Source organism: Miniimonas sp. S16 (assembly GCF_057748195.1).
In genome coordinates this window covers 3,440,926-3,466,163 of sequence record NZ_CM173242.1, presented here as the reverse complement: position 1 = coordinate 3,466,163, position 25,238 = coordinate 3,440,926, and the positions used below count along the sequence as shown (strand labels likewise).

Genomic DNA, 25,238 nt, shown 5'->3' with positions numbered 1-25,238 from the left:
CCTACTTGAGGAAGTCGGGGACGTCCAGCTCCTCGTCGCGACGGTTGCGCACCGGCACGTGCGGCACCGGCTGGAAGGCCTGCGTCTGCGCCACCGCGACCGGCTCGGCGTCGGTCGTCACGGGGATCTCGGGCTCGTCCACCGACACCGGCACGGGCGCCGCGTTCGTGCCCGCGCTCGCGTAGGAGCCGTTCGACGAGCCGTTCGAGTGCCCGGTCGAGGAGCCGTTGGCCGACCCGTTCGAGGCGCCGTTGGCCGATCCGTTGCCCGAGGCTGGCGGCCGTGAGACCTGCCCGACCCCGCGCCGGTCGGCCGGGCGCCGCTCGGGCGTGCCCGAGTCGAAGCCGGCGGCGATGATCGTGACGCGGACCTCGTCGCCGAGCGTGTCGTCGATGACCGTTCCGAAGATGATGTTCGCCTCGGGGTGCGCGGCCTCCTGGACGAGGCGCGCGGCCTCGTTGATCTCGAACATGCCGAGGTCGCTGCCGCCCTGCACGGACAGCAGCACGCCGTGAGCGCCGTCGATGCTCGCCTCGAGCAGCGGCGAGGAGATCGCCAGCTCGGCCGCCTGCAGGGCGCGGTCCTCGCCGGTCGCCGACCCGATGCCCATGAGCGCGCTGCCGGCGCCCTGCATCACCGACTTCACGTCGGCGAAGTCGAGGTTGATGAGGCCGGGGGTGGTGATGAGGTCCGTGATGCCCTGCACGCCCGAGAGCAGCACCTGGTCGGCCGAGCGGAACGCGTCGAGCACGGAGACGCTGCGGTCGCTGATCGAGAGCAGGCGGTCGTTGGGGATCACGATGAGCGTGTCCACCTCGGCGCGCAGCTGGTCGATCCCGCTCTCCGCCTGGGTGGCCCGGCGGCGCCCCTCGAACGTGAACGGGCGCGTCACCACGCCGATCGTCAGGGCGCCGAGCTGCCGCGCCATGCGGGCCACGACGGGCGCGCCGCCGGTGCCGGTGCCGCCGCCCTCGCCGGCCGTCACGAACACCATGTCGGCGCCGCGCAGGACGTCCTCGATCTCCTCCGCGTGGTCCTCGGCGGCCTTCTTGCCGACCTCGGGGTCGGCGCCGGCGCCGAGCCCGCGGGTCAGCTCCCGGCCGACGTCGAGCTTGACGTCCGCGTCGCTCATGAGGAGCGCCTGGGCATCGGTGTTGATGGCGATGAACTCCACGCCCTTGAGTCCGGCGTCGATCATCCGGTTGACGGCGTTCACGCCGCCGCCCCCGATGCCGACGACCTTGATGACCGCCAGGTAGTTCTGCGGTGCCGTCACGTGTGATCCCTCCGTCCGTGCCGACCGCCGGCCGACCAACCCTCACCCTCAGGTAGAGGGTGATACTTATGTCACTTTCTGACGTCGATGACGCTAGGTCGGGCGTTCGCGGTGAGCAACGACCGTCGCGGGCGTGTCGCGCGTGTCGATGTGGGAGGGAGGCTCGCTCAGCGGGTGAGCGGGGCCTCGGGCGCGCTCACGTCATACGTGGACGCGTCCACGGGCAGCAGCGTGAGCAGCACCTGGGCCTTGAGCGCGTTCTCCTCCGCGCTCCCCCATCGCACGGTGTCCCCGCTCGTGAGGGTGAACGTCACGTCGTCCTGCGACGTGGCGCCGGCCTGCGCGACCTGGCCGAGGAGCTCGGGCGGCAGCGACGCGAGGACGTCGAGCACGGCCGTCACGGCGGAGCCGGACGCCGGGTCCGTCATGTCCACCGTGATCCGGGGCAGGTTCTCGGGCGCCGCGTCCGGGTCGACGGTCGTCACCACGACGCCGTCGGAGGCGACGAGCGACGCGGCGGAGCCGTCCGCACCGAGAGACACGGCGACGACCTCGCGCGGCACCAGCGTGACGGTCGCGCCGTGCGGCCACGAGCGCACGACGCTCGCCTCCGCGACGGCCGGCATCGCCTCGAGCTGCGCGGTGATCCCCGCGGTGTCCAGCCGCGCGAGCGGCTCACCCTCCTGCGCGGTCACGACGGCGAGCACAGCCGGGGCGTCCACGTACGGTCCCGCGCCGTCCACGACGACGTCCTCGGCGCGCAGCGCGAGCCACGAGGACCCGAGCAGCACCCAGCCCAGCCCCGCGAGCAGCGCGAGCACCCCGACGCCGGCGGCGATCCGGACACCCGCGACCCGCCGGCGCGCGCGGCGCTTCTCCTGCAGACGGACCTGGAGCGTCTCGACGGGCGCCGGGACGTCCGCGTCGGACCAGGCGTCCGCGTCTGACCAGGCGTCCGCGTCGTCCACGCCGGTCTCGTCACGACCGTCGTCGCCGAGGAGGGCGCCGCCCGGCTCGGCCTCGCGGGCGTGCCGGTCGCCGCGGGCACCGCCGCGGCGGGACTGGCCGCCGACGCGGCGGACCGCGGGCGCGGACGTCACCAGGGCGCGCGAGCCGATCTGGCCGGTGGGGGCGGCGTCGTCCCACTCCCCCGAGCTCCAGGCGGCGAGCTCCTCCTCGCTGAGCACGAGGTCGTCGCCCGTGCGAGCGTCGACGGCCGGCCGTGCGGGGGCCGGCGCGCCACCACCAGCACCTGCACCTGCACCAGCACCTGGACGGGCACGGTGGGCGGCGCGCGGGTCGGCGCCCCCGCCTGCCCCACGCACGCGCCCTGCGTCCCCCGGCCGCCCGGCCCGCGGCGCGCTCGGCGGCCTCATGCCGACCCCTCACGGGCGCGCAGCTCCGTCAGCACGACCGGCGCGAGCAGGGTGACGTCGCCGGAGCCCACGGTCATGACGACGTCGCCCTCCCACGCCAGCGCCGCGACGCGCCGCGCGGCGGCGAACCGGTCCGGCACGAGCTCGTACGGCGTGGCGCCGCGCTCGGCGCGCGCGGGCGGCTCCGCCTCGGTCACGAGGGCGGAGGTCACACCCTCGATCGGCGACTCGCGCGAGCCGAAGATGTCGGTGACGACGACGGCGTCGGCCAGGTCCAGCGCGTCGGCGAACTCCTCGGCGAAGTCGCGCGTGCGGGTGAACAGCGCGGGCTGGAACAGCACCACGAGGCGCCCGTCGCCGACCGCGAGCCGACCGGCCCGCAGCGCGTTCTCGACCTTGCGCGGGTTGTGCGCGTAGTCGTCCACGACGCGCACCCCCGCGGCCTCGCCGACCACCTCGAACCGGCGCCCGGCCCCGTGGAAGGCGCTCAGCGCGTCCGCCACGCGCCGCACCGCGTCGGGTGAGCCGTCGGTCGCCTCGAGGGCCGCGGCCCACGCCGCGGCCGCGTCCAGCACGGTGTGCAGCCCGGGCGAGGCGATCGCGACGCGCACGGGCGGGAGGATCGGGACGCCGCCGCGGCGCAGCACGAACGTCGCCGCCGCCGACCCCCCGGTGAGGGTGACGTCCTCGATCGCGACGTGCTCGACGTCGAGCCGGCCGCCGAGATCGCCCGAGGCGACGTCCGCGCCCGAGCCGTCGTTCGCCGTCGTGCCCTGGTCCGCCGGCGCCTCGGCGAGGGCGGCCGTCGCGAGCCCGTAGGTCCGCACGCGGATCCCCTCGCGCGCCGCGGTGCGCAGCACCGACCGGGCGCCCGCGTCGTCGCTGCACGCGACGAGCAGCCCGCCGGGCACGATGCGGCGCGCGAAGTCCTCGAACGCCGCGAGGATCTGCGGCAGGCCGCCGGTGTAGTGCGCGAGGTGGTCGGCCTCGACGTTCGTGACGATCGCGACCCGCGGGGCGTAGTTGAGGAACGACCCGTCGGACTCGTCGGCCTCGGCCACGAACGGCCCGGTGCCCACGCGCGAGCCCGACTCCCAGTCCAGCACCGTCCCGCCGATCGCGGCGCCCGGGTCGGCGTCCGCACCGAGCTCGAGCGCGACGGCGAGCATCGCCGACGTCGTCGTCTTGCCGTGCGTGCCCGCCACGGCGTAGAAGTCGCGTCCGCGCGCCAGGCGCGCCATCGCCACGGACCGGTGGATCACCTCGATGCCGCGCCCGTGCGCCGCGACCACCTCGACGTTGTCGGCCGGGATCGCGGTCGAGACGACGACGACGTCTGCGCCCTCGACCTGCTCGGCGGCGTGCCCGAGGAAGACCCGGGCGCCACGAACCCGCAGTCGCGCAGTCTCCTCGCCGTCGACCTGGTCCGAGCCTGTCACGACGTGGCCGCTCGCGAGGGCGATCTCCGCGAGCACGCTCATGCCGTGCCCGCCGATCGCGACGAAGTGCCAGTGCTCGGTGGTGCGGTCCGACGCGCGCTCAGCCACGGGCCACCCTCCTCGTGCGCAGAACGAGGTCGCGCAGCCGCTCGGCGCCGTCGGCCACGCCGTGGGCGCGTGCGGCCGCGGCCATCCGGCCGCGGCGCTCGGCGTCGAGCAGGAGCGGCAGCACGATCGCCCGGACGGCGTCGGGCGTCATCGCGGCGTCCTCCACCACGACGGCGCCGCCCGCCTCCTCCAGGGCGCGCACGTTGAGCCGCTGCTCGCCGTTGCCGATCGGCAGCGGCACGTACACCCCGGGCAGCCCGACGGCGGCCTGCTCGCAGACGGTGCCGGCTCCCGACCGACCGAGCACGAGGCTGGCCGCGGCGTAGGCGCTCGCCATGTCGTCGAGGTACTCCACCAGGTGGTAGTCCTCACCCGCGGCGGCCGCGGCCGCCGCGACGCTGTCCACCTTGCCGCGGCCCGCGGCGTGCAGCACCTGGACGCCGGCGGCGGTCAGGTCGGTGGCCGCGCCCGCCATCGCGAGGTTGATCCGCTGCGCCCCGAGCGAGCCGCCGGTGACGAGGAGCACGGGCCGGGTCGGGTCCAGGCCCAGCCGCGCCGCCGCGGCGTCGTGCGCCGCCTGGCGCCCGGCATCCGGCCTGCGGGCGAGAGCGCTCACGTCCGCGCGCATCGGCAGGCCCACGTGGGTGGTCTCGCCGCGGCGCGCGCGCAACCGCGTCTCGGCGAACGTCAGGGCGACGGCCGCCGCGGTGCGGGCGCCCAGCCGGTTCGCCAGGCCGGCCCGCACGTTCTGCTCGTGGATCACGACCGGGACGCCGCGACGCGCGGCCGCACGGTACGCGGGCGTCGCCACGTACCCGCCGAACCCCACCACGACATCGGCGCCCACCGCGTCGATCGCGCGCTCGGCCTGCGCGACGGCGCGGGCGAAGTCGCGCGGGAAGCGCGCGGCCGCCGGGTCGGGCCGGCGCGGGAACGGCACCCGGGGGATCGTCGCAAGCTCGTAGCCGCGCTCGGGCACGAGGCGCGACTCCAGTCCCTCGGCGGTGCCGAGGACCAGGATCTCGGCACCGTCGGCACCGACGGCGCTGTCCCGGACGGCGTCCGCGAGCGCGAGCAGCGGGTTGACGTGCCCCGCCGTGCCGCCGCCCGCGAGCAGGAGGCGCACGGTCATCGGCCGCTCCGTCCGCCGCGCGCGAGCACGCCGAAGGAGCGCCGCACCACGCCGCGGCGCGCGGCGAGCGCCTCGCGCGCGCCGGGTTCGTCGCGGGCGAAGGCGAGCACGATGCCGAGCGCGATGAGCGTCGCGATGAGCGAGGAGCCGCCGGCGGAGACCAACGGGAGCGGCACGCCGATGACCGGGCCGCCGATCGTGACCGAGATGTTCACGAGGGCCTGGACGATGATCCAGGAGGCGACCGCTCCGGTGGCGATCTTCACGAACGGGTCGGGGTGGCGCAGCACCACGCGGGTGAGGCCGACCATGAGCACGCCGAACAGCACGAGGATGAGCAGCGTGCCCATGAGGCCGAGCTCCTCGCCGATGATCGCCATGATGAAGTCGTTCTGCGCGGCCGGCAGGTAGAGCCACTTCGTCCGCGAGCCACCGAGCCCGACGCCGGAGATGCCACCGGTGCCCAGGGCCTCGAGCGCGACCCGGGTCTGCAGGCCGAGGCCCTGCGGGTCGAGGGAGTCCGGGTCGAACACCGCCATGATCCGCGCCATGCGGGTCTCGTACTGCACGGCGAGGAATGCCACCACGGCGCCGGCCATCACGCTCATCGTGGCGAGATAGCGCAGCGGGAGGCCGGCGACCCACAGCGCCCCGGCCACGAGCGCGCCCATGATGAGCATCGTGCCGAGGTCGCCGGCGTAGATCTGGGGCGCGAGCAGCAGGGCGGCGCCGCCGATCGGCAGCAGCACGTGGCGCAGCCGGCCCAGCTGGTGCTGCTTCGCCGCGAGCACGGCGCCGAGCCACAGCACGAGGCTGACCTTGACGAACTCGCTGGGCTGGATCGTCACCGGACCGGCGCAGACCCAGGCGATGTTGCCGCCGGTCCCGCACGCGAGCGGCGTGAACAGCAGGCCCTGCAGGAGCAGGCCACCCGCGAAGGCGGGCCACGCGAGCCAGCGCAGCACCCGGATGGGCATCCGGGAGAACGCGAAGGCCAGCGGCAGCGCGATCGCGGCGAACCGCACCTGGTCGAGGAAGTGCAGCAGCGGGTTCTGCCCCGAGCTGTCCTTGAGCGAGTAGATCGAGGAGCTCGAGAGCACGAACACGAGACCGAGCGCCACGAGCACGAGCGTGGTGACGCCGATCAGGTAGTAGGAGGTGACCGGCGCGTCCCACGCCGAGCGGACCGCGGCGCGCGTGGACGCGAACGCCCGGGTGTCCGGCTGCGGGGCGGTGACCGGGCGCACCGCGCCGGGCCGGTCCGCCGTGGCACGCGGCACCTCGTCGCGGCGCCGGCCCGTGGCCCGCCCGTCGAGCGTGGTCACGCGGTGCCCAGCAGGTCCCGGACGGCCGCCGCGAAGGCGTCGCCGCGGTGACCGTAGTTGCGGAACTGGTCCCACGAGGCGCCGGCGGGCGCGAGCAGGACGGTGTCCCCCGGGCGGGCGTGGTCCCTTGCTGCTCTCACGGCGACGCGCATCACCTCGCCATCGTCGCCGTCGGGGACCTCGAACACCGGGAGGTGCGGCGCGTGTCGCCGAAGCGGGCCGAGCCACGGCGAGCGGTCCACACCCAGGAGCACGACGGCGCGCATCGCCGGCGCGTACTGCGCGATGAGCTCCTCGAGGTCCGCGCCCTTGGCGTCGCCGCCGGCCAGCCACACCACGGTGCCGGCCGGGATCGCCCGCAGCGCCGCCGCGGCGGCGTGCGCGTTGGTGGCCTTGGAGTCGTTGATCCAGGTGATCTCGTCCGCCTGCGCGACCACCGCGGAGCGGTGCGCGTCGAGCCGGAAGCCGCGCAGGCCGGGCGCCACCGCCTCGGCCGGGGTGCCGCCCGCGCGGGCGAGCGCGGCCGCGGCCATCGCGTTGGTGAGCACGTGCGGCGGGACGCCCGCGGCGCCGCCGAGGTGGGCGAGGTCGTCGGGCGTGAAGAGCGCGAGCGCCTCCGTCCAGCGTCGGGGGTGGAAGGCGCGGTCCACGACGAGGTCCTCGACCACGCCGATCTCGCTCGGGCCGGGCACGCCGAGCGTGAGCCCGACGGCGCGCGCCCCCTCGAGCACCCCGGCCTCCTCGACCATCGCGCGCGCCCCGTCCTCCCACGTGGGGTAGACGCACGCGAGCCGGACCCGGGAGTACACGCTCGCCTTGGCCGCGCGGTAGGCGGCCATCGAGCCGAAGTGGTCGAGGTGGTCCTCGGCGACGTTGAGGCAGATGCTCGCCGTCGGCTCGGCGCGGTGGGTGTCGTAGAGCTGCAGCGCCGCGATCTCGATGGGCCAGGCCTCCGGCGGGCGCACCACGCCGGCGTCGTCCGCGATCCCCTCCAGCGCAACCGTGGACACCGCGACGCCCATGTTGCCCAGCGGTGGCGCGTGCAGGCCGCCGGCGCGCAGCAGCGCGGAGGTCATCTGCGCCGTCGTCGTCTTGCCGTTCGTGCCCGTGACGAAGAGCCACGGCGCGTCGTCGGCGCGGACGAGCCACGCGAGGTCGAACTCGCTCATCACGTCCAGACCGGCGGCGCGCGGCAGCGCGATCAGCGGTGAGGCCGGCGGGATGCCGGGAGACACGACGGCGAGCCTCGGGTCGAGCGCGAGAGCGCGCTCGACGAGGGCGGACGCCGCGCGGGACCGATCGGCGGCCTCGTCCTGAGGATCACCGTGGGGGCCGCCGGCCGTCGGTTCCGGTTCGAGAACGAGCACGCCGGTCAGCGACGCCGCCGCCCGGGCGGCCACGTCGGGACGGGTGTCGATCGCGACGACGTCGGCGCCGAGCGCCGCGAGCGTGCGGGCGGCGGCCTCGCCGGTCAGGCCGAGCCCGACGACGAGGGCGCGCGCGCCGCGGAACGCGCCACGCCGGGCGTCGACGTCGCCGATCGGGGCGCTCATGCGGACGCGATCCACTCGGCGTAGTAGATGGACACCCCGATCGCGGCGAAGACCGCCGCGATGAGCCAGAACCGGATGACGATGGTGATCTCGGCCCAGCCCAGGAGCTCGAAGTGGTGGTGCAGCGGTGCCATCCGGAACACGCGTCTGCCGCCGGAGATCTTGAAGAACCCGATCTGGATCACGCTCGAGGCGACGATGACGACGAACATGCCGCCGATCACGACGGCGAGCAGCTCGGTCCGGGTGAGGATCGACAGCCCGGCGAGGGCGCCGCCGAGGGCGAGCGAGCCCGTGTCGCCCATGAAGATCTTGGCGGGGCTCGCGTTCCACCACAGGAAGCCCACGCACGCCCCGACGATGGCCGCGGTGACGATCGCGAGGTCGAGCGGGTCGCGCACGTCGTAGCAGCGCGGTCCCGCCAGCACGCGCTGGCAGCTCTGGTTGAACTGCCACATCGTGACCAGCACGTAGGCGCCGAAGACGAAGATGCTCACGCCCGTGGCCAGCCCGTCCAGGCCGTCCGTGAGGTTCACCGCGTTGGACCACGCCGTGACGAGGAAGTTCGCCCAGACCACGAACAGCAGCAGCCCGATCACGCTCCCCCACATCGCGAGGTCGAGGTTGAGGTCGCGGATGAACGAGATGCCGGTGGACGCGGGGGTCTGACCGAAGGAGTTGGGCAGCTGCAGCGCGAGCAGCGCGAACACCACGCCCACGCCGCCCTGGCCGAGGATCTTGGCGATCGGGGACAGGCCGAGGGAGCGCTGCTTGGAGATCTTCGTGAAGTCGTCGGCGAACCCCACCATGCCCAGGCCCACCATGAGGAACAGCAGCAGCAGGCCCGAGACGCTCGGCGTCGATCCGGTCCGCAGGAACGAGACGAAGTTCGCCACGAAGTAGCCGAGCAGCGTCGCGGCCAGGATGACGACCCCGCCCATGGTGGGCGTGCCGCGCTTGGTGTAGTGCGCCGTCGGGCCGTCCTGACGGATGAACTGCCCGTACTGGCGGCGCACGAGGAAACGGATGAACAGCGGCGTGCCGAACAGCGCGACGGCGAGCGCGACGCCGCCCGAGACCATGACGGGGATCATGCGTCCACCTGCTGGTCCGCCCGCTGGTCCGCGTGCGGCGCATCGTCCGCACTGGCCGCACCGGCCGCCGAGCCGTCCCTCGACCCGCGCACCGAGCCCTCGGCGACGAGGGCGTCGGCCAGCCGGTACAGGCCCGCACCGTTCGAGGACTTCACGAGCACGACGTCGCCGGGCAGCACCTCGCGGCGCAGCCAGGTGCGGGCCTCCTCGACGTCCTCGGCGAACGCGGCCTCCTCGCCGAAGGACCCCTCGAGCAGCGCCCCGGTGTACATCGCGCGCGCACCGCGACCGACGACGAGCAGCCGCGAGACGTCCAGGCGCACCGCGAGCCGGCCCAGGGCGTCGTGCTCGGTGAGCGCAACCTCGCCCAGCTCGAGCATCTCCCCCAGCACGGCCACGGTCCGGCGGCCTGCGCCGATCGCGACGAGCGCCTTGAGCGCGGCGCGCATCGAGTCCGGGTTGGCGTTGTAGGAGTCGTCCACGAGCGTCACGCCGTCGGCGAGCTCGGTCACGGCCATCCGGTGCGGGCTCGCGGCGTCCGCCTGCGACAGCCGCCGCGCCACGACGTCGAGCGACAGGCCCGCGGCGATCGCCGTCGCCGCGGCGGCGAGCGCGTTCGTCACGTGGTGCTCGCCGACCAGCCGCAGCGTGACCGGCGCGGTCCGCCCGTCGTGGTGCAGCGTGAACGACGCGCGCGCGCCACCCGCGGTGACGTCGGTCGCCCGCACGTCGGCGCCCGCGCTGCGCCCGAACGTGAGCACCGCACCCGAGGCCTGCTGCGCCATGGCCGCGACGCGCGGGTCGTCGGCGTTGAGCACCGCGGTGCCGCCGGGGCGCAGACCGCGGACGATGGCGGCCTTCTCGTGGGCGACACCGTCGATCCCGCCCATCCCGGCCAGGTGCGCGCTGCCCACGACGAGCACGGCGGCGACGTCCGGCGGCGCGATCGCGGTGAGGTAGTCGATGTTCCCGGGTGCGTCCGCGCCCATCTCGAGCACGAGCGTGCGGGTCTCCTCGGTGCACCGCAGCACGGTCACCGGGAGCCCGACCTCGTTGTTGAAGGAGCGCACCGGCGCGACCGTCGGCCCGTCGGCCGCGAACACCTGCGCGAGCAGGTCCTTCGTCGTCGTCTTGCCGACCGAGCCGGTCATCGCGAGCACGCGGGGGGCGCCCTCGGGGCGCTCGCGCAGGCGCGCGAGGACGCCGCGGGCCAGCTCGCCGAGCGCCCGCACCGAGTCGGCGACCTGCACGCTCGGGAGGGGCTCGCCGTCGGGCGCGGTGTCGGGCGCGCTGTCGGAGGAGGCGAGGGAGCGCTCGGTGAGCACGAGGCTCGCGCCGGCCGCGACGGCGCCCGCCGCGTGGTCGTGCCCGTCCACGTGCTCGCCCGCGATCGCGACGAACAGCGCGCCGGGCGTCACCTCGCGCGAGTCGGTCACGACCGAGGTGACGACGACGTCCTCGGCGGCCACGCCGTCGGGCAGCGTGAGGGTGCCCCCCACGAGCGCGGCGACCTGCGCCGCGGTCAGCGCGATCACGTGGTCGCCCCGGCGGCCACCTCGCGGGGGCGGCCGTCGCGGTAGCGCGGGTCGCCGACGGCCTCGAGGTAGACGAAGCGGTCGTTGTACCGGTGGAACACGCCGGCGATCTCCTGGGTCGGCTCGTGCCCCTTGCCGGTGACGATGACGGTGTCGCCCTCGCCGGTCGTGGCGACGGCGTGGCGCAGCGCGTCGGCCCGCGACGTGGTGATCTCGACGACGTCGGTGAGGTCCGGGCGGAGGGTGCGCACGCCGTCGAGGATCGCGGCGCGGATCGCGGCCGGGTCCTCCGAGCGCGGGTTCTCGTCGGTGACGACGAGCACGTCCGCCAGGCGCGCGGCGATCTCCCCGAGCATGGGTCGCTTGCCCTGGTCGCGGTCGCCGTCGGAGCCGAACACGAGGACGAGCCGGCCGGGTGTGATGGGGCGCACTGCCTCGAGCGCGTAGACCAGGGCGTCCGGGGTGTGCGCGTAGTCCACGATGCACAGCGCGTGGCCCTGGCCGCGCTCGACGACGCGCTCCATCCGCCCCGGGATCGCGGTGGCCGCGGCGACGGCGTCGATCGCGACGGCGAGCGGGACGCCCGCCTCGTGCGCGGCGACGACGGCGGCGGCCGCGTTCGAGACGTTGACGAGCCCGGGCAGGGGGCTGTGCGCGACGTGCTCGGTGCCGTCGGGCCCGCGCAGCACGAAGGCCGACCCCACACCGTCGAGCCCGATGTCGGCCGACACGACGCGCCAGTCGGCGGCGGTCGCGGCCGCGGAGTCGTCGTCGGGGTGGGTGGCGAGGGTCGCGACGGGGATCGGCGACGCGGCGGCCAGGCGCCGGCCCCACTCGTCGTCGACGAGCACGACGCCGCGCGCGGCGCGCTCGGGCGAGAAGATCGACGCCTTCGCGGCGAAGTAGCGCTCCATCGTGCCGTGGTAGTCGAGGTGGTCGCGCTGGAGGTTCGTGAACACGACGACGTCGAACCGCATCCCCGCGAGCCGGTGCAGCGCGATGCCCTGCGAGGACGCCTCCGTGACGAGCGCGGCGACGCCCTGCTCGCGGGCCGCGGCGAGCACACCGTGCAGCGCGGGAGCCTCGAGCGTGGTGCGGGGGCTCTCGATCGCGACGTCGCCCAGGCGCACCTCGACGGTGCCGAGCAGCGCGACCGAGCCGTGCTGCGCGCGCAGCGCGGCGTCGACGAAGTAGGCGGTGGTGGTCTTCCCGTTCGTGCCGGTCACCGCGACCGTGACGAGGTCGTCGGAGGGGCGGCCGTAGACGGTGTCGGCGAGCTCGCCGGCGAGGGCGCGGGGGTCGGCGGCGACCAGGACGGGCACGGCGCGCGGCAGCGGCGGCACCTGCGGCACCGCGTCGGTGGCGCTGTCGACGGTCGCGTCGCTGTCGACGGTCGCGTCGCCGGCCTCGCCGGCGGCCGCGCGGAGCAGCGCGCGGGCGCCGACCTCGTCGGTCACCACGGCGACGGCGCCGGCCGCGACCGCGGCGGCCGCGAAGCGCGCGCCGTGGGCGCGCAGACCGGGCACGGCGACGAACAGATCGCCCGCGCGGGCCTCGTCGCTCGCGACCGTCACGCCGGTGACGAGCACGCCGTCGAGCACGGCTTCGAGCGTGCCGCGGGAGGATCCGACGGTGCCGTGGAGCGCGTCGTCAGGGACGCCGTCGAGCCCGTCCGCCGTGCCGTCCGGAGATGCCGGGACGCCCTCGGAGGCGACGGTGAGCGCGTACGCCGCAGCGAGCTCGGCCAGCGGAACGGCCGGCACGCGCGTGGGTCGCAGCTGCGCCAGGGGTGCGGTCACGTCGAGCCAATCTACCCGTCGTACCCGGGCACGCTCATGTCTCCGCCGGGGGTCAGCGGGTACAGCGGCTCGGTCACGCCGGTCGGCGGGATGCCGAGCGTGGAGAGGGCGAACGACGCGATGTCGTGGAACACCGGGGCCGCGATCGTGCCGCCGAAGAACCCGTGCTGCGGCCGGTAGATGATGACGCCGACGGCGATCTGGGGGTCGTCGGCGGGCACGACGCCCACGAACGACGCGGCCGAGTCGGTGAGCCGGCCGTCCGTGGTGTTCGCCACCTGCGCCGTCCCCGTCTTGCCCGCCACCCGGTAGCCGTCGATGGCGGCGCGGTTGCCCGTGGCGCCGTCGGCCGAGGTCACGCTCTCGAGCATGAGGAGCATCTGGTCGGCCGTCTCGGGGCTCACCACGCGCACCGGGTCCGCCACCGTCTGGGGTGTGAAGGTCCCGCTGGAGTCGGTGAAGCCGGAGACGAGGTGCAGCTGGTTGCGCACGCCGCCGTTGCCGAGGGTCGCGATGACGTTGACGTTCTGCAGCAGGTCCACGGCCACGCCCTGGCCGAACATGCTCGCGTACTTGGTGCGGCCGTCCCACCCGTCGGGGTCGAGGTTGTAGCCGCCGCTCTCCCCCGCGAGCTCCACCCCGCTCGGCTCGTCCCAGCCGAACGCCTGCATGTACTTCGCGCGGGTCGCGTCCGACATGAGCGATCCGATCTGGATCGTGCCGGTGTTGGAGGAGTCCGCGAGGATGCCCGCGACCGTGAGCCGCTCGTCAGGGTGCTCGGTGTGGTCCTTGAACACCTGGCCGTTCGGCGTCGTGTAGTGGTAGGGCACGTCGAAGTCCGACGTCGGGCTGATGAGCCCCTCCTCCATCGCCGCGGCGACCGTGAGGATCTTGCCCGTCGAGCCGGGCTCGTAGGGGCTCTGCACCGCGTTGATCTTGCCGAAGCCGGTGGGCGCGTTGGGGTCGATCATGTCCGACTCGCACAGCGCGAGGACCTCGCCGGTCTTGACGTCGACCACGGTGGCCGCCGCCCACTCGGCGCCGGTCTCTGTCTTCTTGGCGTCGATGACCTGCTGGCACTGCTGCTGGAGGTCGAGGTCGAGAGTGGTGTGCACGGTCTCGCCGTCCCGCGCCGCCACGACGGTCTGCGCGGCCCCGGGGATGACGGTGCCGCCGACCCCGATCTCGACCGTGCGGCTGCCGTTGGTGCCGGTCAGCACGTCGTCGAAGCGGGACTCCAGGCCCGCCGCACCCTGCAGCGTGCCGTCGCCGTCGGTGTCGTTCACCCAGCCGACGATGCTGCCGGCTGTGCTGCCCCCGGGGTACACGCGCTTGGTCTTCTGCTCGGTGGTCAGGCCGTTGATGCCGAGGTCCATGACCTGCTGGCGCACCTCGGGCGTGACGTCCGTCGCGATGACCTTGTACCCCGCGGTGCCGGTGAGCGTGGCCCCCAGCTCGTGCTCGCTCACGCCGAGCAGCGGCGCGAGCGCCGCAGCGGCCGCGCTCGCGCCACGCCCCTCGACGGTCGAGTTGTCCTCGCCGTAGCGGACGTACGCGGGCACCTGCCGCTGGTCCACGACGACGTCGTAGCGCACCACCGAGGTCGCGAGCACGAACCCGTCGGCGTCGACGATCTCCCCGCGCGAGGCGTGCACCGTGTAGGTGCGCTCGCGCTGGCTGCGCGCCTGCTCCGCGAGCGCGGCGCCGTCGATCACCTGGACCTGGACGAGGCGGCCCGCGAACATGAGCAGCAGCACCAGCACGACGGCGAGCATCACCTTCTGCCGGCGCTGCGAGCTTCCGACGCGGATCGACGCCGCGCCGCCCCCGCCGGAACCGCCGGACCCACCCCGACCACCCGACCCTGGACCGCCGGCGCCCGAACCGGCACCGCGGCGGGGCCGCACCGGCGTGGCACGCGGAGCGCCCGCCCGGGACCGGTTGGCCTGCCGGGGCGCGCCGGTGTGCGGGCGCGGCGCACCCTTCGCGGGTGCGCCCTGTCGCGTCGGCTGCCGCGTGGTTGTGCGTGCGGTGGTCTGGCGTGCGGTGGTCTGGCGTGCGGCGCCCTCCCGGGACGCGGTGCCGGACGTCGTGCGGGGCGTCGCGCTCGCCGTCGCGCGGGGCGACGCCGCACGGGCGGTCCGCGGGGCGGGGACGGTCGAGCGGGCAGCACCCGCTGCGCGTGCGGCCTGCTGTGCCCCCGTCATGTGCCCCGATGCTGCCCGGCCGCCCCGCGCGCCAGGCGCCGACACGCCGGGCGACTGCGCCCGCGCCTGCGACATCGACGACGCCGTCACGCGCTCTGCACGGCCCGGACCCGGACGCGTCACTTGCCCGCGCCCTGGCCGCCGATCAGGGTGTGGTCCGACAGGCGCACGTAGGTGACGCCGTCGCTCGGCACGAGCCCCAGCTGCTGAGCGCGCAGCGTGACCTGCGCCGGCGAGGTGGTGTTCTCCAGGTCGGTGGCGAGCGTCTCGCGCTGCTCCTCCAGCGACGCGAGCGTGCTCGCCCGGTCGCGCAGCGTGTAGGAGGTCGCGGCCATCGAGGTGTTCAGCGCGAGCGCGCCGAGCAGGGCCGCGACGAGGATCGCGGCGCACAGCGCGAAGAACGGCGCGCGCGTGGCGTCCGGCGCAGCGTTCGGGACGATACGCAGGCGCGCGCGCGGCGACGGCGCGGCCACCGCGGTGCGCCGGGGGGCGTAGGAGCGGGCCGTGCCGATCCGTGCGGGTGCGACGCTCATGCCGATCTCCTGCTGCCGGTGCGCTGCTCGCGCATGTGGTCGGGGGTGGGACGCGTGCGGACCGCGGCGCGCAGACGCACGGACGCGGACCTGGGGTTGTGCGCGGTCTCGACGTCGTCGGCCTTCTCCGCGCCGCGGATCAGCAGCTCGAGGTAGGGCCGGTGGGTCTCGGGCTCGACCGGCCACTCGCGCGGCGCGCTCGAGCTCGCGCCACGGGCCAGCTCGCGCTTGACGATGCGGTCCTCGAGCGAGTGGTAGGACTCCACGACGATCCGACCGCCGACGGCGAGCACCTCCACCGCGCGCGGGATCGCGTCCTGCAGGATCTCCAGCTCGCGGTTCACCGCGATGCGCAGTGCCTGGAACGTTCGCTTGGCCGGGTGGCCGCCACCCTGCTGGGCGGCCCGCGGGACGGCGCGACGGACGAGATCGGCGAGCTCGGTCGAGGTGGTGAGGGGGCGCTCGGCACGCTCGCGGACGATCGTCCCCGCAATCCTCTGAGCGAACCGCTCCTCGCCGTAGACCCGCAGGATCCGCGTGAGCTCGCGCTCGTCGGCCTCGGCGAGCAGCTCCGCCGCGGTCTCACCCCTGCTGGAGTCCATCCGCATGTCGAGGGGTGCCGGCCGGGAGTAGGAGAAGCCCCGGTCGGCGTCGTCCAGCTGGAGCGAGGAGACGCCGAGGTCGAGGAGGACGCCCTGCACCGGCCGTCCGACCTGCGCCTCCACGACGTCGTCGATCTCGTCATAGGTCGCGTGCACGGGGGCGAACCGCTCGCCGAACCGTGCCAGGCGTGCCGCGGCGAGCGCGAGCGCCTGGGGGTCCCGGTCGATCCCGACCACGCGCGTCTGCGGGCACTGGCTCAGCAGGGCCTCGGCGTGACCGCCCATGCCGAGCGTGCCGTCGACGAGCACGGACCCCGGCTCGGTGAGCGCGGGGGCCAGGAGGTCGACGCACCGCTGGAGGAGGACCGGCACGTGGAGGTCGTCGGCGCGCCGTTCGGGCTGCGGATCCGGCTGCTCGATCGGGTCGAGCGGCGGCTGGTCGTGCTGGGTCATGTCACCTCCTCGGGTCTCGGCGATTGCTCGGGCGGACGAGCGGGCTGTGGGCGGTCGGGGCGGCGGTGCGTGGGATGTGGGTGGGATGTAGGTGGCGGTGTGGGGTCGTGCTGCGGTGTGCTGTCGGACCAGGACTCCCTCCGAGGGCGCACCTGGCGCCGGGGAAGTGCGTCAGGGGCGTCGGCGGGAGACCTCGCACGACAGCGACGTGTCAGAACCCGGGCACCACCTCCCCCGCGGCGTCGTCGAACGCCGCGGACGCGACGGTGAGGTAGGCCTCCCAGGCCGCGGAGTCCCAGACCTCGAGCTTGTTGCCGGTGCCGACGACGGCGAGCTCTCGCTCGAGCCCGGCCCACTGGCGCAGCGTGGCCGGGATCGTGACGCGGCCCTGCTTGTCGGGGATCTCGTCGTGCGCGCCGGAGAGCAGGACGCGGTTGAAGTCGCGGGCCTCGCGGGACGTGAGCGGCGCGGCGCGGAGTGTGTTGTGGAGCGTCACGAACTCCGCCATCGGAAACACGAACAGGCACTTCTCGTGCCCTCGGGTCATGACGAGCCCGCCGGCGAGCTCCTCGCGGAACTTGGCCGGGAGGATCAGGCGGCCCTTCTCGTCGAGCCGGGGCGTGAAGGTCCCGATGAGCACGGTGCCTCACCTCCCCTGTCCCTCCGGAGCGCCGCCGTGCCCCGCTGGGCTCCACATTACTCCACAACCCTCCACCTCGGCCACGTCCGTGGCCCTCCTCGCGCTACGTGTCTTTCGTTGTCGCAGGTCAGAACCGGTGGAGCGAGGTGGAGTGACACGTGCGTCGCCCTGCCTCCCGTGGCCGCTCGGTGGCGCCTTCCCGAGAGGCCGCTGTTGCGCCGGCGCTGGGCGCCCGTGGGCTCGAAGCCCCTGGAACCGCGAAAACACGGGGGAATGAAGCGCTCACGCACGCGCCGGCGGCCGATCAGGCGGCTCAGCGCGGCGCCCCGGGGAGCGACGTGGAGGCGCCCCGGGGAGCGACGTGGAGGCGTCCCGGGGAGCGATGTGGAACGGCGCCGTCGACTCGCGCGACTCAGCGCGCGCCGGACAGCACGACGCCCCCGTGGCACGCGTCGTCGCGCACCGATCGGGGGCGTGGTTCGAACAGGAGGAGAGCGGGGCGGCGCTCGGGGTGCCGGGTCGGCGGCGTCACGAGCGGGGCGGCCACGCCGCCCCCGGTCCGGGTCAGCCGCGCTGGTCGCGCCGCTTGTCCCACCGCTCGTCGAGCCGGTTCATGAACGAGGACTTCTTCCGGGGCGCCTTGGCAGCCGCCACGCCGGCTGCTCCGCCCGCGTCTCCCGGCCGCGACGCCGAGGAGCCCCGCGAGAGCGCGAGCAGCACACCACCGAACATCGCGAGGAACCCCAGGAGCCCGAGCCAGGTCAGCTGCTGCGAGACGCCGCCGATGAGCATGGCCAGGCCGGCCGCGACCACGACGACACCGAGAATGACGGACGAGGTTCGACGACGGACCCCGCCGCCCTTGAACGTCTGGGCGAGCTTCGGGTCGTCAGAGCTGAGCTGACGCTCCATCTGCGCCAGAACACGCTGCTCGTACTCCGACAGGGGCATGGCGTCCTCCTCGAACAACCGTCAGGGTCCTAGGATATGCGCGGTTTCGGGGTGGCGGTAGTCGAGTCCCTCCGCAGTCCACTCCTCGGCCCGGGTTCGTCCGCGCGACGGCCGGTCCGATCTCCTCGCGAACGGTCCGGGACCGGCTCGCGTGCGCCGACGGCGGGGTCCGACGGCGTCGGCTGGGTCGCCGGGACGGGCGGCGCCTGCAGCAGCGAGGCCGCGACGGCGGCGCCGCCGCCGAACCGCCGATCGACGGCGTCGACCGCGACCTCCAGCGCGCGCCTGTCGTCGCCGTCGTCGCCGAGCGTTGCCTGCACCGGTGTCCCCGCGGCGACGACGAGGTCGTCGGCGCGGACGCCGATGAGGCGCACCCCCGTCGCCGGGACGTCGACCGCGGCCAGCAGCGCACGCACCGTGCCGTGCAGCGCGGCCGCGACATCGGTCGGGACGTCGAGCCGGCGCGACCGCGTCAGCGTCGTGAAGTCCGCGAGACGGACCTTGAGCGTCACGCCGCGGGCGAGCATCCCCGCCTCACGCAGACGCCGCGCGCACGTGTGGGTCTGCGCGAGCGCCGTGCGGGCGAGCTCGGCCCGGTCGGTGACGTCGACGGGGAACGTGTGCTCGGCCGAGACCGAGCGCTCGGTGCGTTCGGGGGTCACGACGCGCGGGTCGCGACCCCACGCCAGGTCGTGCAGCCGATGCGCGGCAGCCGGCCCCAGCCGGGCCGCGAGGGAGGACCGTGGCGCCGTCGCCAGCTCGGCCACGGTCCGGATCCCGAGGTCGGCGAGCCGGCTCGCCGTCGACTCCCCCACACCCCACAGCGCGGCGACCGGAAGCGCGTGGAGGAAGTCGACCGTCGCGTGCTCGGGCACGAGGAGCATGCCGTCGGGCTTGGCGCGCGTGGAGGCGACCTTGGCGACGAACATCGTCGACGCGATGCCGACGGAGATCGGGAGCCCGACCTCGCGGCGCACGCGCTCACGCACGAGCGTGCCGATCCGTGCCGGCGAGCCCAGCCGTCGACGCGCGCCGCTGACGTCGAGGAAGGCCTCGTCGACGGACACCTGCTGCAGCTGCGGGGTGATCTCGGCCAGCACCGCCATGACCTGGCGGGAGACGCGGCGGTAGGACTCGTGGTCCGGCGGGACGACGATCACCGACGGGAGCCGGGCGATCGCCGTCGCCATCGGCATGCCCGAGCGGATGCCGAACGCACGCGCCTCGTAGGTCGCCGCGAGCACGACCCCGCGCTCACGGCCGCCGACCACCATGGCGCGGCCGCGCAGCCCGGGGCGGGCGGCCACCTCCACCGAGGCGAAGAACGCGTCCATGTCGACGTGCAGGATCGGAGTGCCGGAGTCGTCCTCCCCCCACCGCCAGGGCCCACCACGCTCGTCCACGACCTCAGCCTATCGAACGCTCGTTCGACGCGGGACGCTGCGACTCACCGCGCTGGATCACCCGGTCGCCGGACCGCGAGACCGCCGGACGGCTGGACCGCTGGACCGCTGGACGACTCACGCTCCGACGTCGCGCAGGTGGTGGTGCACGTCGTGCCAGAAGTACTGCCCGAGCGTCACGACGGTGAACTCCGAGCCGTTCGAGCGGATCCCGCGGCGCGCGTGGTCTGCCTCGGTGACCGCGTCGAACCGGGCGGCCACCCGCTCCCCCGCCTCCGTCAGCTCCGTGGCCACCGCACGAGGGTCCTGCCCGGCGTAGTCCTGCTCGAGCGCCGTGGCGTCCTGGTCCCAGTTCGCGAACGCCGCGCCGTCCGTCGCGAGCATCTGCGCGAGGCGTTCGTCGAAGACGCGGAACACGTCGCGCACGTGACAGGCGTACTCGAGGTCGGACCAGCGCTGCGGCGAGCGCCGCACCGACGCGTCCGGGCGGGCAAGTGCGGCCGTCCAGCGCGGCAGGCTCGCACGCACGAGCAAGCCGATCTCCGCCGGGGCCACCTCGCCCGCGGCGAGGCCGCACTCCGGGCACCGCTCGCGCAGCACCCACGTCCAGTCCTTGGTGTCCGGCTCGAGGCTCATGTTGTGAGTCTGGTGCAGGCACGTCTCCGCGTCATCGGTCCGCGGCCAGCCCGCCGCCGGCCCAGCGGCGTGCCGTCCTCGCGCACTAGGATCGCCCGATGGCGCGCCGTCGTTCCCTGCCAGGAGATCTTCCCGACGGAGTGGTCCTGATCGACACCGGGACGGTGGAGCTGGAGCCCGACCCGGACCGGCCGACGGCGGTCATGGTCTACGTCAACGGCGTCGAGTCCTCCTACATCGACCTCGCGGACCCGGGGCACCTCGAGTTCGAGTACATGCAGCAGATGCGCCTCGCGATGGCCGACCTGCTCGAGCCCTCGTCGACCGCACGCGTGCTCCACCTCGGCGGTGCCGCGTGCGCCTTCGCGCGCGCGATCCACCACCAGGCGCCGCACACCAGCCAGCTCGTCGTCGAGCTCGACGGCGAGCTCGCCCGCCTCTCGCGGGACTGGTTCGACCTGCCGCGCGCCCCTCGCCTGCGCATCCGCACGGCCGAGGCGCGTGCCGCGGTGGCGAGCCTGCAGCCGGACTCGTGGGACGCCGTCGTGCGCGACGCGTTCGCGGGCGCGCGCGTGCCCTCCCACCTCACGACCGTGGAGTTCCTCGAGCAGCTCGCGGCGATCCTGCGGCCGGGCGGGCGCTACCTCGGGAACCTGGTGGACAGCCCGCCGCTGCCGATCGCACGGCGAGAAGTGGCCACGGCCCGGGAGGTGTTCGCGCACGTGGCGCTCGCCGTCGAGCCGCCGATCCTCAAGGCGCGCCGGTTCGGCAATCTCGTGGTGATCGCGGGTGACACCCCGCCGGACGCTGGCCTGGCGCGGGAGCTGCTGGGGCTGCCGGCGCCGGTGCGGCTCGTGACCGGGCGCGAGCTCGACGACTTCGTCGGGACGTCGGCGCCGCTGCGGGACGTGGAGGTCGCCCCCGGCTGGGCGACGGAGAACGCCGGGTGAGACGGCGCGTGGCCCGCACCCCGAGGGGTGCGGGCCACGCGGAGGTGCGGGTCAGAGCGGGCGAACGCTCTCGGCCTGCGGACCCTTCGGGCCCTGCGTGATCTCGAACTCCACGCGCTGAGCCTCCTCGAGCGAGCGGTAGCCGTCCGACTGAATGGCCGAGTAGTGCACGAAGACGTCGGCGCCGCCGCCGTCCTGGGCGATGAACCCGTAGCCCTTCTCAGCGTTGAACCACTTGACGGTTCCCTGTGCCATGCGTGTCCTTCCGGGGAGTGGCACCCGACCCTGTGCCGGGCGCCCGGTGCTGCAGTGATCCCCACGCCGTGCTCGAAGAACATCAGACATTAGAGAAGCTGGTGCAACGGCTCCTAGTGTGTCAGAGCGGGGCGCCGGTGCGCCAGAAGCAGCGGCTGCGAGGTCGGCGTGTTCGCTCCGGGCGTTCCGGTGCGGGCCGGGGAGGGTGAGCGCGCGCGACGCGTCGAGCGTCAGGCGCGCTCGCCGTCGCCGGCCTCGTCGGGCCGGCCGTCCTCGACCGAGCCCTGCTCGGCGAGGAACGCCTCGAACTGCGCCGCGAGCTCGTCGGCCGTCGGTACCTCCTCGCTCGCAAGCAGGCTCCGACCGGCGGCCTCCTGGTAGGCGTCGTACTGGTTCTCCAGCGCCTGGACCACGGCCGCCACCTCGGGCGACTCCGCGATCTGCCGGTCGACCTCCGAGGCCACCTCGGCGGCGGCGCGCTCGAGCGCCGTGACGTCGAGGTGCGCGCCGGTGACCCGACCCACCCGTCGGACCAGCTCGACTGCTGCGGCCGGGTACTCGGCCTGCGCGAGGTAGTGCGGGACGTGGACGGCGAAGCCCATCGCGTCGTGACCCCAGGCACCGAGGCGGTACTCCAGCAGCGACGAGGCGCTGCCGGGGACCTGGACCGTCCCGAACACCGAGCCGTCTACGTCCACGAGGCCCTCGCGCGTGCCGTGCGAGGTGACCGCGATCGGGCGGGTGTGCGGGACGCCCATGGGGATGCCGTGCACGCCTACCGTGGTCCGCACGCCGAGGCGCTCGACGATCTCGCGCACCGCGCTGGCGAACTTCTCCCACCGCAGGTCCGGCTCCACGCCGTGCAGCAGGAGGACGCCGCCCTGGTCCGTGGCCAGGTAGTCGAGCGCGAGCTCGGGGTCGGAGTACTCGGTGAAGCTGGTCTTCTCGAACGTCATCGGCGGGCGGCGCGAGCGGTAGTCGAGCAGCTCGTCGACGTCGAAGGTCGCCACGCGCTCGGACGCGTGCGTGGCGAGCAGGTGCGAGACCACGAGCGCGCCGGCGTGGCCGGCGTCCATCGAGCCGCGCAGCGCGTGCACGAGCACGGGCACGTCGATCTCGGCGACGGCACGCGGCAGCCAGGGCGCGCTCGTCACGTCGTCGGGATGCAGTGCCTCGGCGCCGCCGGACGCGGGTCGCGCGGCGCCCTCTCCCGGCACGGTCTCGTCGAGCGTGGCCGCCTCGGGCGTGCCCGACGGCGAGGCACTGGCTCCGAGGTCGGGTGCGGCGGCGCTCTCGTCGCTCGCGCTGCCGCGTCCGGTGGTCTCGTCGCGCCCCTGATCGCCGTCGCCTCGCCCGCTCGGCACCCCGAGCGGTGGGTGATCGGCGAGGTCCCAGTGGAACAGTGCCGAGGGATCCATGTCGCCTCCCGTGCGTTCTCGTTCTTGCTCGTCCGTCGGCGCGGACCTCGTCCGCGCGGCCACCCCCGTGGCCTTCCAGGGACGACAACAGCCCCGTCGCCCCCCGCATTCCCGCCGCCGCGCCCCACCCTGTGCCGGCCCGCGCACGACCGGCCGAGCTGCGTGCGCCATAATGGACGGCCGGTCGAGACGCGAGCAGGAGGCTGGGTGGACGCAGCAGGATCCGACGACGCGCTTCTCGCCGCCCAGCTGCGCCACGAGCAGACGGTGGTCGACGGCGTGTACGCGCGCCTGGACGACCTGCGGGAGAACGCGCGGGCGCACCTGGAGCGCGTGCGCGGTGACGGCTCCAGCGGGACCCACCAGGCGCGCTCCGAGCGCGACTCGTTCGCCACGCTCTACTCCGAGCGCCTCGCGACGTACGACGCGGTGGAGCAGAAGCTGGTCTTCGGCCGCATCGACCTGCGCCCCGACGCCGAGCCCGCCGCTCGCGAGGACGGCACGCCGCCCGGCGGGACGCGCTACGTCGGGCGTATCGGGATCTCCGACGAGTTCCACTCCCCCGTGCTCACGGACTGGCGCGCCCCGGCCGCGCGTCCCTTCTACCAGGCCACCGCCGCGAACCCCGGCGGCGTCGTGCGGCGACGTCACCTCTCCACCCGGGACCGCGCCGTCGTGGGCATCGAGGACGACGTGCTCGACGCCGACGCACTGGACGAGGACTCCCGCGCGACGCTCGCCGGCGAGGGCGCGCTGCTCGCGGCGCTCGGCGAGCACCGCACCGGGCGGATGCACGACATCGTCGCCACGATCCAGGCCGAGCAGGACGAGATCATCCGGTCCGACGTCGAGGGCGTGCTCGTGGTCCAGGGCGGCCCCGGCACGGGGAAGACCGCCGTCGCGCTGCACCGCGCCGCCTACCTCCTCTACGCCCACCGTGAGCGCCTGGCGCGCTCGGGCGTGCTGCTTGTCGGGCCGTCCGACGCGTTCCTGCGGTACATCGAGCGCGTGCTCCCCGCGCTCGGCGAGACGGGCGTCGTGCCCACCACGATCGCGACCCTGCTCCCCGACGTCACCGCGACGGCGGTGGAGGAGCCGGCCGTCGCGCGCGTCAAGGGCCGCACCGCGATGGCGGGCGTGATCCAGCGCGCCGTGGCGGCGCGTCAGCGCGTGCCGGCCGAGGTGACCCGCTTCCGGCTGGGCTCGGTCGAGCTGGAGATCCGCCCGGACGACGTGGCGGCGGCGCGCGCGCGTGCCCGCCGCGCCCACCAGCCGCACAACGCCGCGCGCGTCGTGTTCGTCCGGCAGATGCTCCAGGTCCTGGCGCGGCAGTACGCCGAGGCGATCGGCGCCGACCTCGGTGGCAGCGACCTCGCCGAGGTGTCGGAGGACCTGCGCGCCCACCGCGACGTCCGCGTCGCGCTCAACCTCGCGTGGATGCCGCTGAGCCCCGAGGGGCTGCTGCGCGATCTCTGGGCGAAGCCGCACCGGCTCGCGGAGGTGGCCCCCGGGCTCGCCGCGCGCGACCGCGCACTGCTGCGCCGCGACCCCGACGCTCCGTGGACCGAGGCCGACATCCCCCTCCTGGACGAGGCCGCCGAGCTCATCGGCGAGCGGATCGACCCCGAGCGCCAGCGCGCCCAGCTGGCTGCGGCGGCGCAGGCCCGCGACGAGCTCGCGTACGCGCGGGCGACGCTGCGGTCCCTGGGCGGCTCCGGCGAGGGTCTGCCCGAGGTGACGGCCGAGATGCTCGCGTCCCGGATGGCCGAGTCCGGCCCGGCGCGGACCACCGCAGAGCGTGCGGCTGCCGACCGGGGCTGGACCTACGGCCACATCGTCGTCGACGAGGCGCAGGAGCTGTCCCCGATGGCGTGGCGCAGCCTGCTGCGGCGCTGCCCGAGCCGGTCCTTCACGGTGGTGGGAGACACCGGGCAGACCTCGTCGGCAGCGGGAACGACGCGGTGGCGGGACGTGTTCGACCGGCTCGACCGCGGGTGGCGCCTGGCGGAGCTGACGATCAACTACCGCACGCCCGCGTCCGTCATGGACGCCGCGACCGAGGTGCTGCGCGCCGCCGTCGCCCGCGAGGGGCTCGACGTCGACGTCGCACCCGTCGTGTCGGCGCGCGACGTCGAGGGCGCGCTGCAGCGCAGCGACGACCTGGCGACGGCCGTGGCCGACTCCCGCGCACTCGGCGGCACGACGTGCGTGGTCGCGCCGACCGCGGCGGTCCCGGCGCTGCGCGCCCGGCTCGGCGCGCCGCGGATCGACCTCACCCAGCCGCTCGTGGTGCTGGACCCCGTCGAGGTCAAGGGCCTGGAGTTCGACACCGTGGTGGCGCTCGACGTCGCACGGATGAGTCGCGGCGACGCGTACGTCGCGATGACGCGGGCCACGCGGCGGCTGACCCTCGTGGGCGACCTGCCCGAGGGGCTGCCCGACGGCGCGGGTGACGGCGTGCGTGACGGCCTGCGTGACGCCGCGCGTGACGGTCTGCCCGAGAGCGCGGCGGACGGTCTGCCCGAGAGCGCCTGAGGCGTCCCCCTCTCCCGC

20 protein-coding genes are annotated in these 25,238 nt (G+C 74.8%); 2 read left to right on the top strand and 18 right to left on the bottom strand.

The features are described from left to right. Nucleotide 1: 1 nt before the first annotated feature. From ftsZ to AC3AQ1_RS15190, 16 genes are all read right to left on the bottom strand, one after another. Nucleotides 2–1,276: a cell division protein FtsZ gene (gene ftsZ / locus AC3AQ1_RS15265; protein ID WP_108719691.1), complete on the bottom strand. Its 1,275-nt coding sequence runs from the start codon at nt 1,274–1,276 to the stop codon at nt 2–4. 167 nt (nt 1,277–1,443) lie between these two features. Further along, the gene (locus AC3AQ1_RS15260) at nt 1,444–2,463 is read right to left on the bottom strand and encodes a cell division protein FtsQ/DivIB (RefSeq protein ID WP_108719690.1); all 1,020 of its coding nucleotides are present in this window, start codon (nt 2,461–2,463) and stop codon (nt 1,444–1,446) included. A 185-nt stretch (nt 2,464–2,648) separates the two neighbouring features. Then, a complete protein-coding gene (locus AC3AQ1_RS15255) occupies nt 2,649–4,199 on the bottom strand; it encodes a UDP-N-acetylmuramate--L-alanine ligase (RefSeq protein ID WP_234417558.1) in 1,551 nt (516 codons plus the stop codon). Then, on the bottom strand, nt 4,192–5,331 hold the full coding sequence (gene murG / locus AC3AQ1_RS15250; protein ID WP_108719689.1) for an undecaprenyldiphospho-muramoylpentapeptide beta-N-acetylglucosaminyltransferase: 1,140 nt from the start codon (nt 5,329–5,331) through the stop codon (nt 4,192–4,194). The genes AC3AQ1_RS15255 and murG overlap by 8 nt, the downstream gene beginning before the upstream one ends. Continuing rightward, nucleotides 5,328–6,656, bottom strand: a complete 1,329-nt coding sequence (locus AC3AQ1_RS15245) for an FtsW/RodA/SpoVE family cell cycle protein (RefSeq protein WP_234417557.1) — start codon at nt 6,654–6,656, stop codon at nt 5,328–5,330. The genes murG and AC3AQ1_RS15245 overlap by 4 nt, the downstream gene beginning before the upstream one ends. Further along, nucleotides 6,653–8,209 (bottom strand): UDP-N-acetylmuramoyl-L-alanine--D-glutamate ligase, encoded by a 1,557-nt coding sequence (gene murD / locus AC3AQ1_RS15240; protein ID WP_108719688.1) that lies wholly within the window; start codon nt 8,207–8,209, stop codon nt 6,653–6,655. The genes AC3AQ1_RS15245 and murD overlap by 4 nt, the downstream gene beginning before the upstream one ends. After that, nucleotides 8,206–9,303 (bottom strand): phospho-N-acetylmuramoyl-pentapeptide-transferase, encoded by a 1,098-nt coding sequence (gene mraY, locus AC3AQ1_RS15235; protein WP_108719687.1) that lies wholly within the window; start codon nt 9,301–9,303, stop codon nt 8,206–8,208. The genes murD and mraY overlap by 4 nt, the downstream gene beginning before the upstream one ends. Further along, nucleotides 9,300–10,838: a UDP-N-acetylmuramoyl-tripeptide--D-alanyl-D-alanine ligase gene (locus AC3AQ1_RS15230; RefSeq protein WP_108719686.1), complete on the bottom strand. Its 1,539-nt coding sequence runs from the start codon at nt 10,836–10,838 to the stop codon at nt 9,300–9,302. The genes mraY and AC3AQ1_RS15230 overlap by 4 nt, the downstream gene beginning before the upstream one ends. Next, a complete protein-coding gene (locus AC3AQ1_RS15225; RefSeq protein WP_234417556.1) occupies nt 10,835–12,637 on the bottom strand; it encodes a Mur ligase family protein in 1,803 nt (600 codons plus the stop codon). Before AC3AQ1_RS15225 ends, AC3AQ1_RS15230 begins: the two co-directional genes overlap by 4 nt. An 11-nt stretch (nt 12,638–12,648) precedes the next feature. Further along, nucleotides 12,649–14,412, bottom strand: coding sequence for a peptidoglycan D,D-transpeptidase FtsI family protein (locus AC3AQ1_RS15220; RefSeq protein WP_159096592.1), 1,764 nt, complete (start codon nt 14,410–14,412; stop codon nt 12,649–12,651). A 551-nt stretch (nt 14,413–14,963) separates the two neighbouring features. Further along, nucleotides 14,964–15,377 carry a cell division protein FtsL gene (gene ftsL / locus AC3AQ1_RS15215; RefSeq protein WP_108719684.1) on the bottom strand — a complete coding sequence of 138 codons (414 nt, stop codon included), beginning with the start codon at nt 15,375–15,377 and terminating at the stop codon, nt 14,964–14,966. Continuing rightward, a complete protein-coding gene (rsmH, locus tag AC3AQ1_RS15210) occupies nt 15,374–16,432 on the bottom strand; it encodes a 16S rRNA (cytosine(1402)-N(4))-methyltransferase RsmH (RefSeq protein ID WP_108719683.1) in 1,059 nt (352 codons plus the stop codon). Before rsmH ends, ftsL begins: the two co-directional genes overlap by 4 nt. 211 nt (nt 16,433–16,643) lie before the next feature. Then, a complete protein-coding gene (mraZ, locus tag AC3AQ1_RS15205) occupies nt 16,644–17,072 on the bottom strand; it encodes a division/cell wall cluster transcriptional repressor MraZ (protein ID WP_108719682.1) in 429 nt (142 codons plus the stop codon). A 564-nt stretch (nt 17,073–17,636) separates the two neighbouring features. After that, nucleotides 17,637–18,023 carry a DUF3040 domain-containing protein gene (locus AC3AQ1_RS15200; RefSeq protein ID WP_108719681.1) on the bottom strand — a complete coding sequence of 129 codons (387 nt, stop codon included), beginning with the start codon at nt 18,021–18,023 and terminating at the stop codon, nt 17,637–17,639. A gap of 29 nt (nt 18,024–18,052) precedes the next feature. Further along, complete coding sequence (gene dinB / locus AC3AQ1_RS15195; protein ID WP_234417555.1) at nt 18,053–19,426, bottom strand: DNA polymerase IV; 1,374 nt, start codon at nt 19,424–19,426, stop codon at nt 18,053–18,055. Nucleotides 19,427–19,543: 117 nt separating this feature from the next. Beyond that, nucleotides 19,544–20,062 (bottom strand): DinB family protein, encoded by a 519-nt coding sequence (locus AC3AQ1_RS15190; RefSeq protein WP_108719680.1) that lies wholly within the window; start codon nt 20,060–20,062, stop codon nt 19,544–19,546. 98 nt (nt 20,063–20,160) lie between these two features. Here AC3AQ1_RS15190 and AC3AQ1_RS15185 point away from each other — a divergent pair, with 98 nt between their 5' ends. Next, a complete protein-coding gene (locus AC3AQ1_RS15185; protein WP_108719679.1) occupies nt 20,161–21,012 on the top strand; it encodes a spermidine synthase in 852 nt (283 codons plus the stop codon). Nucleotides 21,013–21,063: 51 nt separating this feature from the next. On the opposite strand, the gene AC3AQ1_RS15180 is transcribed toward AC3AQ1_RS15185, so the two are convergent. Then, nucleotides 21,064–21,267 carry a cold-shock protein gene (locus AC3AQ1_RS15180; protein WP_098468506.1) on the bottom strand — a complete coding sequence of 68 codons (204 nt, stop codon included), beginning with the start codon at nt 21,265–21,267 and terminating at the stop codon, nt 21,064–21,066. Nucleotides 21,268–21,497: 230 nt separating this feature from the next. Next, nucleotides 21,498–22,685, bottom strand: a complete 1,188-nt coding sequence (locus AC3AQ1_RS15175) for a proteasome assembly chaperone family protein (RefSeq protein ID WP_234417554.1) — start codon at nt 22,683–22,685, stop codon at nt 21,498–21,500. A gap of 207 nt (nt 22,686–22,892) precedes the next feature. On the opposite strand from AC3AQ1_RS15175, the gene AC3AQ1_RS15170 reads away from it, so the two are divergent. After that, nucleotides 22,893–25,220 carry a HelD family protein gene (locus AC3AQ1_RS15170; RefSeq protein ID WP_234417553.1) on the top strand — a complete coding sequence of 776 codons (2,328 nt, stop codon included), beginning with the start codon at nt 22,893–22,895 and terminating at the stop codon, nt 25,218–25,220. Nucleotides 25,221–25,238: the final 18 nt, after the last annotated feature.